Source organism: Aeromonas sp. R1-1, assembly GCF_040908495.1.
GTDB classification, from domain to species: domain Bacteria; phylum Pseudomonadota; class Gammaproteobacteria; order Enterobacterales; family Aeromonadaceae; genus Aeromonas; species Aeromonas veronii.
The window spans coordinates 1-15065 of the sequence record NZ_JBFODV010000099.1 but is presented as its reverse complement, the minus strand read 5'-3'; the positions used below and the strand labels follow the sequence as shown (position 1 = coordinate 15065).

The window sequence follows — 15065 nt, the reverse complement described above, 5'->3', positions numbered from 1 at the left end:
CGCTCGGGCGGGATGGGGCACGAACATGGCTATCAGCAGTTCACCTTTAGATGAATCAATAAGATACGGATTAGCTATACGGATTAACTGTGCGAGGCTGACAAGCAGAGACGGGGGCCGCAGCCCCCATCATGCAACCGCCGGGATCAGTTGAAGCAGTGCTCCGGGCCGGGGAAGCTCCCCTCGCTCACCTGCTGGACATAGAGGCGGATGGCGGCACGCACATCGCCGGTCTCGGCCAGGAAGTTCTTGGTGAACTTGGGCACATAGCCGGAGGTGACGCCAAAGGCATCGTGCATCACCAAAATCTGACCATCGGTCGCGGGGCCGGCACCAATGCCGATCACCGGAATGCGCAACGCCTTGGTGATGCGCTCGGCCAGCGCAGTGGGCACACACTCGAGCACCAGCAGCTGGATACCGGCCGCTTGCAGTTCGAGGGCCTGGCGATAGATCTCCTGCGCCTGAAACTCATCGCGCCCCTGCACCTTGAATCCACCAAAGACATGAACGGATTGCGGGGTGAGGCCGAGGTGACCACACACCGGCACCCCGTTGCGGGTGAGGTGGCGGATGGAGTCACACAGCCAGTCGCCCCCTTCCATCTTGACCATGCGGGCACCGGCCGCCATCAGGCGGGCGGCGTTCTGGTAAGTCTGCTCGGGGGTGGCGTAGCTCATGAACGGCATGTCGGCGACCACCAGTGCCTTGCTGGCACCGCGCGCCACACAGCGGGTGTGATAGACCATCTCATCCATGTTGACCGCCAGGGTATCCTGACCCCCTTGCAGCACCATGCCCAGTGAATCGCCGATGAGCAGCACGTGGGCCCCCTCGTCGTCGAACAGCTTGGCAAAGGTGGCATCATAGGCGGTGATGGCGGTGAACTTTTGACCGTCCTGCTTCATCTTCAGCAGGCTGGCGGTGGTGATCTTGCTCATAGAGGCTCCTGTACGTCTGCACGCGGGGCAATGATGGCCAAATCATTGTGCGGGCAGCGGGCAACCAGTCGGGCGAGCGGGGTGCCGCAGGGCAGCACCAGAGCAGGCGCAATTTCGGCAAGGGGCAGCAGCACGAACTCCCGCTCCTTCATGCCGTAGTGGGGTACGATCAGGCGCTCATGGTTGATCACCTGATCCCCATAGAGCAGCAGATCGAGATCCAGAGTTCTCGGCCCCCAACGCTCATCTTTGCGCACACGTCCCTGTTCCAGCTCGATTTTTTGTAATTGATCCAGCAGCGCAAGGGGCGCGAGCCGGGTATTGAGCCGGGCCACGGCATTGACGTAGTCCGGTTGGTCAGCAGGCCCCATGGGGCGGCTGCTGTAAAACGACGAGGCCTCCACCAGCACAGATTCCGGCAACCTTGCCAACGCGGCAACGGCGCGACGAGCCTGACCCAGCGGATCAGACAGGTTGGAACCAATGGCGATGAAGACTTCGGTCATCACGTCTGTTGTCACTCGGCCACTTTCGGTTTGCGGCGACGGGGGCGACGGCGGTTACGGCTGTTGCTGCTGCGCTTCTCGCCATCGTGGCTGCGAGCCTCGCCGCGCTCACCGCTGGCCGGGCGACGGGTCGCTTCACGCTGCAGTTGCGGGCGCACATCCGGATTGGAGGCAACATAGCGCTCCCACCAGCTGGCCAGCTCGCCGAGACCGCGCTCGACCCGGTTGCGCAGCAACAGGAAGTCGAACGCCGCGCGGAACTTGGGATGCTCCATGGCGCGCTCGGGGTGCTTGCCCTGACGACGGGTCAACCGCTGTTGCAGTGCCCAGATATCGCGGACATCTGTGGTGAAACGGCGGGGAACGGCGATGATCCGCACCTGATTGTCCAGCACCTCGTTGATCGCCAGCATGAAGGCGTCATACCAGGGCAGGCCGCTCTCGTTCTCCAGCACCCGACCACGGGCCTCGACGCAGCCCCACAGCAAGGTGGCGTAGAGGAAGGCGGGAGTGACGCGTTTATCTTCACGAACGCGAGTGTCGGTATCGATCAGTGCCTGCTCGATAAACTGCTCGTAGGGCGAGTTGCCGTGCGGGGTAAACAGCGCAGCCACTTGCGGGAACAGCTGCTGGAACAGGCCATACTCGCGCAGCAGTTTGTAGGTCGCCAGACCGTCGCCAGCCAGGAACAGCTTGAGGGTCTCCTCAAACAGGCGGGCAGCAGGGATGTCTTGCAGCAGTGGCGCCAGCTCCTTGATGGGGGCGGCGGTACGCGGGCTGATGGTCATATCCAGCTTGGCGGCAAAGCGCACGGCGCGCAGCATCCGCACCGGATCTTCACGATAACGGGTCTCGGGATCGCCGATCAGCTCAAGCTTGCGCTCGGCCAGATCTTCCAGACCCCCCTCGAAATCGTGCAGGGTGAAATCTTTGGCGCTGTAGTAGAGGGCGTTGACGGTAAAGTCGCGGCGCTCGGCATCCTCTTCGATGGTGCCGTAGACGTTGTCGCGCAGCAGCATCCCTTCATCAGACTGGGCCGACACATGTTTGCTGGTATTGACCTGATGGTGGTGACCCCGGAAGGTGGCCACTTCGATCACGTCACGACCAAAGACAATGTGGGCCAGGCGGAAACGACGGCCAATCAGGCGGCAGTTGCTGAACAGCGCCTTGATCTGCTCCGGCGTCGCATCGGTTGCGATGTCGAAATCCTTGGGCGTCTTCCCGAGCAGCAGATCCCGGACTCCGCCGCCGACCAGGTAGGCCTCATAGCCCCCTTTGTTCAGGCGATAGAGCACCTTGAGTGCATTCTCGCTGATCTCTTTGCGCGAAATAGGGTGCTGATCACGGCTTAAGGTACGACGTTGACCGGCGACACGGGCTGGAATGGGGGATTCCACCGACTGCTCGCCGTCTTCCTTGCCGAGCACCTTGCGGCAAAAGTTTGCGATCTGGGAAAAAATGGTACACCTCTTCATGACTTCTAAATTGACGGGAGGCCAAAAAATAGCGGCCTATCATAGCTCACGCCTAACCAAATGAAAAACCGTGCTGACAATTGATCCCGTTTGAAACGGATCATCCCGGTAAAATCACAATCAACAGCGGCAATTTACGCTCAATCAAACAAAAATCACCTGGTCGACTCAGCAATCCACGAGCGGGATCTTCTCGCTGGCGGGCACGCGTTCTAGCTGCCAGTTAGCGATACCCCACCGGATGATCTCGTCAATCCGGCTCGCCATCAGCTCGGGCGGCGGGCACTGGCCGAGGAAGTGCAGCGCCTGCCACAGGGCCGGTCGCACCTCATCGAGCGCCAGGGCCGGCGCATGGTTCTGCTTGGAGAGCTTGTTGCCATCTGCCAGCACCGCCAGCGGCAGGTGCACCCAGTCGGGAACCGGCGCCCCCAGGGTCTGGTAGAGGGCAATCTGGCGCACCGTGGGCTCCAGCAGATCGGCACCGCGCACTATCTCGGTGATGCCGCTGTCCATATCATCTACCACCACCGCCAGGTTGTAGGCGTAGAGCCCGTCGCGGCGGCGGATAATGAAATCCTCCTCGGCGAGCGCCGCCGGGACCGCGATATGGCCCTGCAAACGATCGTCGAAGTGGTAGACCGGATGGTGCTGGCGCAGCCGGGCGGCGCAACCTTCGGCCGCAAGCCCGAGGGTGCGACAGTGGCCGCTGTAGAAACCGCCCGCGGCCATGATTTCGCGCCGGGTGCAACGGCACCAGTAGAGATCCCCAGCGCGATAGAGCTGGTCGATGATCTCGTCATAACGGCCGTGGCGCGCGCTCTGGAACATCACCTCCCCATCCCACTCGAGACCATATGCTTCAAGAGTCTTGAGGATCAGGGTCGCAGCCCCTGCCATCTCCCGCGGCGGATCGATATCCTCGATGCGCACCAACCAGCGCCCCTGTTGCGCTCTGGCCTGCAAAAAGCTGCCGAGGGCCGCAATCAGCGAACCGAAGTGGAGCGGGCCGGAAGGGGACGGCGCAAAGCGGCCCACATAGGGGCGAATTTGGGGGGAGGAAGGGGTATTCACAGCCATGACGGTTCGGATAAGCAGTTCAGTGAGGCGCATTTTGGGACGCCCCGCCCAAAAGCTCAATAAAAAAGGGAGCCCGCAAGCTCCCTTTTTCATATTGCAGCGGGTCGGTATCAACCGGCCATCTGCTTTTCCTTGATCTCGGCCAGCGTCTTGCAGTCGACACAGAGGTCGGCTGTCGGACGGGCTTCCAGACGGCGGATACCGATTTCGATACCGCAGTGTTCGCAGTAACCGAAATCATCGTCTTCAAGCAGCTGCAAGGTCTTCTCGATCTTCTTGATCAGCTTGCGTTCACGGTCGCGGGTACGCAGTTCAAGAGCGAACTCTTCTTCTTGCGCGGCACGATCCACGGGATCCGGGAAGTTGGCTGCCTCGTCTTTCATATGGTCGACGGTACGATCAACTTCCTGCATCAGTTGGTTGCGCCAGGCACCCAGGATCTTGCGAAAATGCGCCTTTTGTTGGTCATTCATGTACTCCTCACCCGGCTTTTCCTGGTAAGGCGCGACACCCGCAATGGCCAGGGGGCCCAGAGATTTCCTGTTTTCGCCTGTTGGCATGCCCTGTCTCCTAATTCAGCACGCTACCCGTGCCATCCATAAATTGAGGGCGACATCTATAGCAGAAGGGTAACGGGTAAGCAAACGAGCCGTACCAATAATGTTACCCACTCCAATATTTATGCACTCCCCTCGGGTAACAGGTGACCAGATTCAAACGGGATAAACCCTTGAGCCACCATGCCTTGCACCCCAACATGGGGCCGATAGCATAAAATTTCAACCCCCGCCGCGATTGCCTGCTCAATTAGCAGACTATAGTGCGGATCTATATGGGTTGCAGGGCGCATCCGGCTTATTCCGGAGTGCAACACCATAAATAGCAGCACGGCTCTGTGACCGGCCGCTTTCATGGCCATCAATTCACGTAAATGCTTGGCGCCACGGGCAGTTACCGCATCAGGGAAGTAGCCCATGCCGGCCTCTTCCCGCTCGTCGAGCAGGGTGACCGATTTTACCTCGATGTAACAGTTACCCTTCTCCTCATCTTCCAGCAAGAGGTCGATGCGACTGTTCTCTTCGCCATATTTCACCTCGGTGCGCAGTCTGGCATAGCCGCACAGCGGTGCGATGGCATCCTGCTCGATCAGCTCGCGGGCAATCTGGTTGGCGCGCGCCGTGTTGACGCAGATAAAGTGGCCGGCCGGGCTCTCGGCGATCTCCCAGCTATGGGGCAGCTTGCGCTTGGGGTTGTCGGAGGTCGAATACCAGACGCGGGTGCCCGGATCGGCGCAGCCGGTCATGGCGCCGGTATTGGCGCAGTGGATGGTGATCACCTCACCATTGGCCAGTTCGACATCGGTCAGAAAGCGCTTGTAGCGGGCAACAAGCTGCCCGGATTGCAGCGGCGGCTCGAATATCACGGGTTCGCCCTCCGCGCCTGTTCGTTGTCCCACTCATCCCGAGCCCCCTCATCCCTGGCTCTGGCCCGCAGCGGCCAGCAGGCGAGCGGCTGGTAGCGCACCCCGTCCGGGGTCGAGATCGACTCATAGAGGCAAAATTGATCGGCCTTGAGCAGAAAATCGGGAGCCGGCAGGGTGGCTGGCGCCTCGCCCGCCTTGCGCGACAGGGTGACATGAGGGCGATAACCCTGTTCGCCATTGCCAAGCCCCAGCTTCTCGCCGTGACGCCGCAGCGCCTTCGCCAGCACGGTCAGCTCGTTGGGCCACTCCTTCGGGCCAATCCAGCCTGCCTTGGCCCGGCTGAACCAGCCGGTCTCGTCCAGCCTGATGGTGAGCGGTGGACAGTGCTGGCGCTCAACGGCGGCGATGAGGCGGCGGGTGGTCACCTCGTCCGCTTCACCGAGGAAGGCGAGGGTGAGGTGAAGATTGGCTTGCGGCACCGGCTGACCGGGCCAGGGGCGTTGATCACGCCAGCTGATGAGTTCGGGAGCGAGCTCCCCGACGGGCAGGGCAAAGAAGAGTTTGGCCATTCGGGTGAAGATGCCTTTTTCCAGACAGAGAGGGTGGCCCATTCTATGGCAGCCATCTCCTCCTGTCTCGCCATCCGGGCCGAGGGCCATCTGCTCCCCTACATCTGCTCACGGTGGCCGTGCTGGCTGTGGCAGAATAGGCGCCGTTTTACCGGTTGCAACAGAAGGTGTTGATCGTTTTGTCCCCACTCCCCATCGTTTCGGTGCTGCCCGAACTCTTTGCCGCCCTCGACCGCCACAACAGCGTGATCCTGCAGGCCCCCCCCGGCGCGGGCAAATCGACCCTGCTGCCGCTGGAGCTGGTACGTCAGAACCGGCTGCCCGGCCGCATCATCATGCTGGAACCAAGACGGCTGGCTGCGCGCAATATCGCCACTTTTCTGGCGCGCCAGCTCGGGGAGAAGGTGGGCGAGCGCATCGGCCTGCGGGTGCGCGGCGAGAGCCGCACCAGCTCCGCGACCCGGCTCGAGATCGTCACCGAAGGGGTGCTGACCCGGATGTTGCAACAAGACCCTGAGCTGACTGGCGTCTCGCTGGTGATCTTCGATGAGTTCCACGAACGCAGTCTGCACGCCGATACCGCATTGGCCTTCGCCATCGAGAGCCAGCAGGGATTGCGCGATGATCTCAAGCTACTGGTGATGTCCGCAACCCTGGATGGCATAGCACTCGAGACCTTGTTGCCGGATGCCCCTGTGGTTCGCTCCGAGGGACGTGGTTTCCCGATCGATTACCACTACCGCCCCGCCAATCGCCAGCAGTGGCTGGAGCCGCAGGTCGGCGCCGTGGTACTCGAAGCGCTGGCAGAGCAAGATGGCAGCCTGCTGGTCTTTCTGCCGGGACAGGGTGAGATCGAGCGACTGGCACAATGGTTGGCAGACAAACTGCCGGACGATGTGACCCTCGCCCCCCTCTACGGCCGCCTCGACATGGCGGCGCAGCAGGCAGCCATCGAACCGGCGCCTGCCGGCCGCCGTAAGCTGGTGCTCACCACCAATGTGGCGGAGACCTCCCTCACTATTGAGGGGATTTCGGTGGTGATCGACAGCGGGCTGGAACGACGGGCCTCCTTTGATCTGAAAAGCGGCGTCACCCGGCTGGAAACCCGCCAGATAGCCAAATCCTCCGCCACCCAGCGGGCAGGCCGTGCCGGTCGCCTCGGCCCCGGCGTCTGCTACCGGCTCTGGAGCAGCGAGGTGCAGGAGCGGCTCGCCGAGCAGAGCCCGCCAGATATCCTCACTCATGAGCTGACCGGCCTGCTGCTGGATGCCGCCCAGTGGGGGGCAAAAGTGGAAGATCTGCCGCTGCTCGACATGCCGCCGCCGGCGGCCGTCGCCAGCGCCCAGCGGCTGCTGGTCGCCCTCGGCGCCATGAAGCCGGAGGGTGAGCAACAACTTACCCCAGCTGGCCGTGCCATGGCGGCCTTCGGTACCCATCCCCGGCTCGCCCGCATGCTGCTGCGCGCCCGCGAGCTGGAAGCTGAAGGTCTGACAGGGATTGTCGCCGATGCCGCTTATCTGGTGGCGTTGCAGGAAGAAGATCTGCGAGGATCGGAGCGCCTCTCTGTGCTGTTCCACCGCCGTCAAAGTGCCCTGCGCCAGAGCGCGGCCCGCTGGTTTGAACGGCTTGGCGCACGCCCTGCCAGTGCGCAGGGTCAGTGGCTCGGGCTACTCTGTGCCCTCGCCTGGCCGGATCGCATAGGCAAACTGCGCAGCGGCAGTCGCTATCAACTCAGTGGTGGGGTGAGCTGCGATCTGGTAGAAGGTCATCCCTGTCAGGGGCAAGCCGCCCTTATCGCCATCGAGATGGGGCAGAACGATCGCGGCAGCCGCATCTTTATCGCCGAACCGACAGAGCTGGATGAGCTGGCGCGTCTGCTGCCGGAGCTGGTGAGCGAGCGCCAGTGGTTCGACTGGGACGAGCGCGAGGAGCGGGTGCGCGCCGAACGCCAGCAGGTGATCGGCGAGCTGGTGCTGAGCCAGCGACCGCTGACCGAACTCTCTGACGAGCAGAAAGGGCGCTGCCTGCTGCAAGGCATTCGCCGCAAGGGGCTGCATGTGCTGCCGTGGGACGAGAGCAGCGAAGGGCTGCTGGCCCGTCTGCGCTGCGCCCGCGACTGGCTGCCCGATGAGGGGTGGCCCGCGATGGATGACGAGAGCCTGCTGGCCACGCTGGAACAGTGGCTGCTGCCAGCGGTGAGCGGTATGACCCGGCTGGAGCAGCTGAAGAAGCTCAATATGAGCGACATCCTGCGCCAATCCCTGCCCTGGCCGTTGCCCAAACGGCTGGACGAGGCGCTGCCGAGCTACTTTGCGGCGCCCACCGGCAGCCGGGTGCGGATCCGCTATCAGCCGGGGCAGGCACCGGTGATCCCGGTGCGCATTCAGGAGATGTTCGGGCAAGGTTCGACCCCCTGCGTGGCCGATGGCCGGGTGCCGCTGGTAGTGGAGCTGCTCTCCCCCGCCCAGCGACCGCTGCAGATCACTGCCGATCTGGCTGCCTTCTGGGCTGGCTCCTACGAGCAGGTGAAGAAAGAGATGAAGGGGCGCTATCCCCGCCACTACTGGCCGGATAATCCGCTGGAGGCGATGCCGACCAAGGTCACCAAGAAGAAGATGGGCATCTAGGTTCGATGGGTTAATCCCGCTCGGACGTTCGCGAATGCGACATAACAAGTAGAAAGGAAAGCAAAGAGGATTTATGGCAACCCAACGACGCAAGCGTGCCCCCAAGAAGGCAGCGCCCAAACGCACCATCTGGCGCAAGCTGTTCTGGCTTGGCTTCAAGCTCTCCCTGGTGGTGGCGGCCTTTATGGTGGTGTTTGGCATCTACCTCGATACCAAGGTGCGCGAGCGCTTCGATGGCGAGAAGTGGCAGCTGCCGGTGATGGTCTACAGCCGTCCGCTGGAGCTCTACCCCAGCCAGCGCCTGTCGCGGGACCAGATGCTGCGCGAGCTCAACATGCTGAGCTACAAGCAGGTGCGCCAGCCTCACACACCGGGTGAATACACCATCAATGGCAATCGCATCGAGCTGATTCGCCGCCCGTTCGAGTTCTATGACGGCGCCGACGGAGCCCGTGGCCTGCGCCTCACCTTCAACGGCCCGCGCCTTGAGGGGATCCAGTCGCTGGAGAACCAGCGCCAGCTCGGTTACGCCCAGATGGACCCGGTGCTGCTCGATCGCCTCAATACCGAAGATCGGGAAGATCGCCTGCTGGTGCGTATCGCCGAAGTGCCCGACAGCCTGCTGGTGACCCTGCTCACCACCGAAGATCGCGACTTCTACCAGCATGGCGGCGTCTCGCCGGTGGCCATCATGCGCGCCATGTTCGCCAACCTGATCGCGGGTCGTACCGTGCAGGGGGGCAGTACCCTGACCCAGCAGCTGGCCAAGAACTTCTTCCTGACCCGTGAACGCAGCCTGTGGCGAAAACTGCAGGAAGCCTACATGGCGGTGCTGATCGACTATCGCTACAGCAAGGACGAGATCCTGGAGTCCTACCTCAACGAGGTCTATCTGGGGCAGAACTTCTCGCAAGGGGTCTACGGTTTTGGGCTTGCCTCCTACTTCTACTTCGGCATTCCGGTCAACGAGCTGGATATCGATCAGGTGGCCCTGCTGGTCGGTCTGGTGAAAGGCCCCTCCTATTACGACCCATGGCGCTTCCCGGAGCGGGCCAAGACCCGCCGTGATCTGGTGCTGAAGCTGCTGATGGATCACGGCAGCCTGACCCAGGCCGAATATGAGCTGGCCAGCCGTCAGCCCCTCGGCATCATCGCTCGCGGCCAGATGAGTTATGGCCGTACCCCGGCCTTTATGGGACTGCTCAAGCGTGAGATCCAGAGCCGCTTCGGTGCCGATCTGCTCAAGCAGTCCGGCCTCAAGATCTTCACCAGCCTCGACCCCATTGCCCAGCACGCGGCCGAGCGAGCGGTCGAATCAGGCCTCGCAGATATCGAAAAACTGCGCGGCAAAAAGAAGCTGGAGGCGGCCATGGTGGTCTCCGACTGGCATAAGGGCGAAGTCGTCGCGCTGGTGGGTGGGCGCGATCCCCGTTACGCCGGCTTCAACCGGGCGCTGGATGCCCGCCGCCAGATCGGCTCGCTGGTGAAACCGGCGGTCTACCTTACCGGTCTCTCCAACGGCCTGACCCTGGCGACACCGCTCAAAGATCAGCCGATCCGCATTCGCGGTCAGGATGGTCAGGTCTGGACGCCGCAAAACTACGATCGCAAGTTCCGCCAGAGCGTGCCGCTGATGGATGCGCTGGCCAGCTCCCTCAACGTGCCGACCGTCAATCTCGGTCTGCAAGTCGGGCTGGAAAAAGTGGTCGATACCCTGCACAAGCTGGGAGTCCAGCAGGAAATCCAGCCCTACCCGTCGCTGGTGCTGGGGGCGGTGGCCCTCTCCCCGCTGGAGGTGAACCAGATGTATCTGCCCATCGCCAATCAGGGGCTGACCCAGCCGCTGTCGGCCATTCGCGCCGTGGTGAACGGAGATGGCAGCCTGCTCTATCAGCATGATCAGACCGCCAAGCGGGTCACCGACCAGCAAGCGAGCTGGCTGACCCTGTTCGCCATGACCAAGACGGTGAGTCAGGGCACGGCACGCGCGCTCAGTGCCAAGTTCCCCGGCGCCACCATGGCAGCCAAGACAGGCACCACCAACGAGCTGCGCGACTCCTGGTTTGCCGGGATGGACAACAACGAACTGGTCAGTATCTGGGTCGGTCGCGACGACAACACCCCGGCAGGTTTGACCGGTGCCAGCGGAGCCCTGCAGCTCTTTAGCGGCTACATGAGCCAGCGCGGCGTCAACAGTCTGGGACTGAAGATGCCGGAAGGGGTCACCTGGGCCAACTTCTCCCGCGCCAGCGGCACCCGCGTCACCAGCGACTGTCCAGGCAGCCTGCAGGTGCCGGCCAAGGCATCCACCATGGGCTCCCCGGCCGGTTGCGCCAGCAGTGCGACGCCACGCAGTGCGCTGGATGACTGGTTCGGCGGTTTCTTCAACTAGATCAACGACACGGGCAGCGCAGGCGGCCCGTTCACTATGCTGCTGACAAGGAAACATCATGACCTTTCCGCTGTTTGACGCCATCCACCATGTGGCCATCATCGCCAGCGATTACCCACGCTCTCGCCACTTCTACCACGAGGTGCTGGGGCTGCCCATCATCGCCGAGACCCTGCGCGAAGCGCGCCAGTCGTGGAAACTGGATCTGGCCCTGCCGGACGGCAGCCAGCTGGAGCTGTTCAGCTTCCCCTCGCCTCCCGAGCGCCCCTCCCACCCCGAGGCGTGCGGCCTGCGCCATCTCGCCTTTCGGGTCAGCGACCTTGACCGGGTCATCGCCCACCTGCTGGCCCATCGGGTCGAGGTAGAGCCGGTACGGGTGGACGAGCTGACCGGCAAGCGCTTTACCTTCTTCGCCGACCCAGACGGCCTGCCGCTGGAGCTCTACGAAGCGCCGCGCTGAGCCTGCATCGACCAAGCAATCAGCCAAACAAAAGCCGCCCGGTTGCAACCGGGCGGCTTTTCTTATTGCTTCAGGTTATCAGGCGGTAGTCAGCATAACGACAGCCAGCGCCATCACCATCATGCCAGCCCAGCCGATGGGCTTGAGCCGCTCACCGAAGAAGAGCAAACCACCCAGCGCCGTACCGACGATGCCGATAGCCCCCCAGGTGGCGTAGGCAACAGCCAGGTCAATCTGACCGCCACTTACCGCTTCCGAGAGCAGGGTAAAGGCGCCGAGTACCAGCATGATCCCCAGGAATCCCCACCCCTTGTAACGAAAACCCTTGGAGCGGTTGATGGCCATGTTGGCGCCGATATCGATCAGTGCGGCACCCAGTACAATCACAAACGGACTCATGCTGTGGCCTCCGCTTCTACTGACTTGTCTGCGGGCTCATCATGGGTCTCCCCCATGGTCACCATAACAATCCCCACTATCGCGAGAGCCAGGCCAATCAGCTCCTGAACGGTCACATCGTAACCAAGGAACATGACCGACACTATGGTGATCAAGGTGATCCCGAGCCCCTCCCAGAGCGCAAACGCAATACCAATGGAGATTGTTTTGGCGGCTTTCGCCAGCAACCAGTACGAGAAACCGATCAACAGCCACATCGGGATGTAATTCATCCAGCCTGCCCCCTGCTCGGGGATCATGGCCATGCTGGAGGTACCGGCGACCTCGGTCACGATGGCGCCGGTCAAAAACAGCCGGGCCAGAAACATACGACTTAATAACATATAAGATGCCTTTGTTGCTTCGACGGGAGAGATGGTAAACGGGGAGACGCAACTCGCGACAATCGCTCAGCGTCGATTATTCCGACGCCACGGGTTTGCCTTGCCTTGGTTCGGCACGCTAAGGTGATGGTGAAAAAATCCGTCATGGCCTGTAAAAGATGAAGCTATATCAGATAGAACTCTTTGTTGAGTCAGCCAATAGCGGCTCTATTGCCAACACCGCCCGTCGCCTCGGCAAAAGCCGCAGCGCCGTCAGCACCTCTATCGCGGCGCTGGAAGTTGAGCTTGGCGTCGAACTTTTTGAACGAGGTGCCAATCAGAGTCGTCTGACCGAGATCGGCGAGCTGGTGCTTGATGATTGCACTCGCCTGCTGCAGGCAGCCAACAGCTTGCAGCAGAAGTGCAAACATTACGCCTCGGGGGCCGAAGTGGCGCTGCGGGTTGCCCGCGATGATGCCATTCCCGAGCCGGTGTGGCGCGAGATGCTGGCCAGCCTGCACAACCAGTTTCCCGGCACCAGTATCTCGCTGGTGCTCGCCTCCCCGCCCGAACTGCCGGCGCTGGTGGAAGAGGGATTCGTCGATGCCGCCTTTGGCCTTATTACCGAAGATCAGGAGCGCAGCGGCCTCAATATCGACATGCTCAACCCGATCCGCACCCTGATGGTGGTGGCACCCAGCCATCCGCTGGCCGGACTGAAGCGGGTCAAACAGCAGGATCTGACCGATCACACCCAGGTCACCCTCTCGTATGTAGATGAATTTTCGGTAAAAAGCCTGCTACCTGTGGGAGGCCAGCATATCGGTCTCTCCAGCTTCGAGTTGATGCGCAATGCGGTGCTGGACGGACTGGGCTGGGCGGTGCTCCCCTCGCCACTGATCCAGAGCCAGCTGCGACAAGGCTCCCTGCTGACTCTGAAACACAAGTTCAGCCTGCAGTGGCGGGATTACGGGGTCTATCTGGCGGAAAACGCCTATCACGGCAAGGTGTTGGCCTGGTTGAAGAAGTCGATCCAGGGGTATCTGGAACCTTTCGAGTAGCGATAAAGAGGCGGAGCCAGCTCACGATATCTACTTATCCTGATGATCCGAGCGGATGTGATCGTGCATACTGTTCACATACTCATTGAGCGCCGGAGGCGTAACCGATATGAGCAGTGCCCAAGACAAGGACGATATCTTGCTGGACGACGACATCATCGAACTCGATGATGAGGAGGTCGTGGTCCCCAAGGCACTCAACCCATGGCAAGTGCTGATCGTGGATGATGAGCCGGATATCCATCATGCCACCCGCCTGGCCCTCTCCAACATTCACTACAAATCCCGTCCGCTGGAGCTGCTCAATGCCTACAGCGGCGCCGAAGCTGGCCGCATGCTGGAGGCCAATCCCAGGATTGCGCTGATCCTGCTCGATGTGGTGATGGAGACCGAAGACGCAGGTCTGCGGCTGGTGCACCGGATCCGCAACGAAATGCACAACTCGCTGGTGCGGATCGTGCTGCGTACCGGCCAACCCGGCCAAGCCCCCGAGCAGCGGGTGATCCTCGATTACGACATCAATGACTACAAGACCAAGACCGAGCTGACGGTACAAAAGCTCTACACCACTGTCATCGCATCCCTGCGTTCATACGAAACCCTCAGTGCCATCGACAAGAGCCGGCAGGGGCTCGGCAAAATTCTCGAAGGGGCGGGCGATCTCTACCATCTTCATTCACTCAAGGAGTTTGCCTCCGGCGTGCTGAAACAGATCAGCGCCATTCTCGATGTGGGCACCGAAGGGGCTATCTGCGCCGAGCGCCGTCCCGGCGAACAGGGGCTGGAGATCCTCGCCGCTACCGGCGACTACGAGACTCTGCTGGATGATGGCAAGATCACCGACTTTCCCACCCTCAATGACTCGGTCATGAAGGCACTGGCGGCACGCTGCAACCGCTTTGAACACCCTCAGGATTCCCTCTATATCGCCGCCCAGAATGGCCGCGAGTTCGTGTTGAGCTTCACCCCAACCCAGCCTCTGGATCCTCTCGAGTGCGACCTGCTGGATGTCTTCTGCCAGCGCATCTCGGCGGCCTACGACAATCTCTATCTATACAACCAGCTGCTTCGTGCCCAGGAGGCCACCGTGGTGGCGCTGGCGGCGCTGGCAGAGTTTCGCGACTCCGATACCGGCGAGCATGTCTTGCGGGTGCAGAAGCTCTCGGATGCCATCGTGGCCGAATTGAAGCAGATGGCGGCCTATCCCGAGCAGCTAACCCCGGAGTTTGTCGAAATGATCGGCATGGCCTCCATCCTGCACGATGTGGGCAAGGTGGGCACCCCGGACCATATCCTGCACAAGCCCGGACGTTTCGACCCGGAAGAGCGGGCCATCATGGAGCAGCACGCAGGTATCGGCGCCAATATCCTGCACAAGGCGGGAGAAATGGTGGAGGGAACCAGCTACCTGTCGCTGGGGGCAGAGATCGCCCGGGGCCACCATGAGCACTTCGATGGCAAGGGCTACCCGCAGCAGCTGGCTGGCCAGCAGATACCGCTGTCGGCGCGGATTGTGGCAGTAGTCGATGTATTCGATGCCCTGCTCAGCAAGCGCCCCTACAAGGAGCCCTGGACGCTGGCGCAGACCATGGAGTATATCCAGTCCCGCTCCGGCACCCAGTTTGACCCTCATGTAGTGACAGCCCTGTCGCGACTGGTCAATGAGTCGAGACTCCCCTACTCGCTCTGACCCCCTTTGCTCCCAACTCCACATGCCCTGCCGGTGACCAAGGTGAAGCGGGTTGACTCCGGTGAACCCCGCCTCTATGA

At 61.7% G+C, this 15065-nt stretch carries 14 protein-coding genes; 5 read left to right on the top strand and 9 right to left on the bottom strand.

The genetic code is table 11. The annotated features are described in order from the left end of the window. Nucleotides 1-146: 146 nt before the first annotated feature. The 7 genes from panB to thpR all read right to left on the bottom strand — a co-directional run bounded on the left by panB (nt 147) and on the right by thpR (nt 5994). Complete coding sequence (gene panB / locus AB5Y92_RS05740; RefSeq protein WP_042063124.1) at nt 147-941, bottom strand: 3-methyl-2-oxobutanoate hydroxymethyltransferase; 795 nt, start codon at nt 939-941, stop codon at nt 147-149. After that, nucleotides 938-1447, bottom strand: a complete 510-nt coding sequence (folK, locus tag AB5Y92_RS05735; protein ID WP_005354659.1) for a 2-amino-4-hydroxy-6-hydroxymethyldihydropteridine diphosphokinase — start codon at nt 1445-1447, stop codon at nt 938-940. Before folK ends, panB begins: the two co-directional genes overlap by 4 nt. Before the next feature lie 11 nt (nt 1448-1458). Further along, a complete protein-coding gene (gene pcnB, locus AB5Y92_RS05730; protein WP_005335642.1) occupies nt 1459-2925 on the bottom strand; it encodes a polynucleotide adenylyltransferase PcnB in 1467 nt (488 codons plus the stop codon). A gap of 168 nt (nt 2926-3093) precedes the next feature. Further along, nucleotides 3094-4002 carry a tRNA glutamyl-Q(34) synthetase GluQRS gene (gene gluQRS / locus AB5Y92_RS05725; RefSeq protein ID WP_368225925.1) on the bottom strand — a complete coding sequence of 303 codons (909 nt, stop codon included), beginning with the start codon at nt 4000-4002 and terminating at the stop codon, nt 3094-3096. A gap of 110 nt (nt 4003-4112) precedes the next feature. Further along, complete coding sequence (gene dksA, locus AB5Y92_RS05720; RefSeq protein WP_005335644.1) at nt 4113-4562, bottom strand: RNA polymerase-binding protein DksA; 450 nt, start codon at nt 4560-4562, stop codon at nt 4113-4115. Between the two features lie 119 nt (nt 4563-4681). Beyond that, nucleotides 4682-5425, bottom strand: a complete 744-nt coding sequence (sfsA, locus tag AB5Y92_RS05715; RefSeq protein WP_368225903.1) for a DNA/RNA nuclease SfsA — start codon at nt 5423-5425, stop codon at nt 4682-4684. Further along, nucleotides 5422-5994 carry an RNA 2',3'-cyclic phosphodiesterase gene (gene thpR / locus AB5Y92_RS05710; RefSeq protein WP_182928015.1) on the bottom strand — a complete coding sequence of 191 codons (573 nt, stop codon included), beginning with the start codon at nt 5992-5994 and terminating at the stop codon, nt 5422-5424. The genes sfsA and thpR overlap by 4 nt, the downstream gene beginning before the upstream one ends. A 179-nt stretch (nt 5995-6173) precedes the next feature. Between thpR and hrpB the strand changes: the two genes are divergently transcribed. The 3 genes from hrpB to AB5Y92_RS05695 all read left to right on the top strand — a co-directional run bounded on the left by hrpB (nt 6174) and on the right by AB5Y92_RS05695 (nt 11473). Beyond that, on the top strand, nt 6174-8621 hold the full coding sequence (gene hrpB, locus AB5Y92_RS05705) for an ATP-dependent helicase HrpB (protein ID WP_368225901.1): 2448 nt from the start codon (nt 6174-6176) through the stop codon (nt 8619-8621). Between the two features lie 73 nt (nt 8622-8694). After that, nucleotides 8695-11013 (top strand): penicillin-binding protein 1B, encoded by a 2319-nt coding sequence (gene mrcB / locus AB5Y92_RS05700; RefSeq protein WP_042052390.1) that lies wholly within the window; start codon nt 8695-8697, stop codon nt 11011-11013. A 58-nt stretch (nt 11014-11071) separates the two neighbouring features. Then, nucleotides 11072-11473 (top strand): VOC family protein, encoded by a 402-nt coding sequence (locus AB5Y92_RS05695; RefSeq protein WP_236768056.1) that lies wholly within the window; start codon nt 11072-11074, stop codon nt 11471-11473. 78 nt (nt 11474-11551) lie between these two features. On the opposite strand, the gene AB5Y92_RS05690 is transcribed toward AB5Y92_RS05695, so the two are convergent. After that, nucleotides 11552-11872, bottom strand: coding sequence for an SMR family transporter (locus AB5Y92_RS05690; RefSeq protein WP_005335659.1), 321 nt, complete (start codon nt 11870-11872; stop codon nt 11552-11554). Then, on the bottom strand, nt 11869-12255 hold the full coding sequence (locus AB5Y92_RS05685) for a multidrug efflux SMR transporter (protein ID WP_005335660.1): 387 nt from the start codon (nt 12253-12255) through the stop codon (nt 11869-11871). Before AB5Y92_RS05685 ends, AB5Y92_RS05690 begins: the two co-directional genes overlap by 4 nt. Nucleotides 12256-12413: 158 nt before the next feature. On the opposite strand from AB5Y92_RS05685, the gene AB5Y92_RS05680 reads away from it, so the two are divergent. Beyond that, entirely contained in the window at nt 12414-13295 is an 882-nt protein-coding gene (locus tag AB5Y92_RS05680) for a LysR family transcriptional regulator (protein ID WP_158110571.1), read from the top strand. Between the two features lie 109 nt (nt 13296-13404). Next, entirely contained in the window at nt 13405-14985 is a 1581-nt protein-coding gene (locus AB5Y92_RS05675) for a DUF3369 domain-containing protein (RefSeq protein WP_101529634.1), read from the top strand. Nucleotides 14986-15065 lie beyond the last annotated feature (80 nt).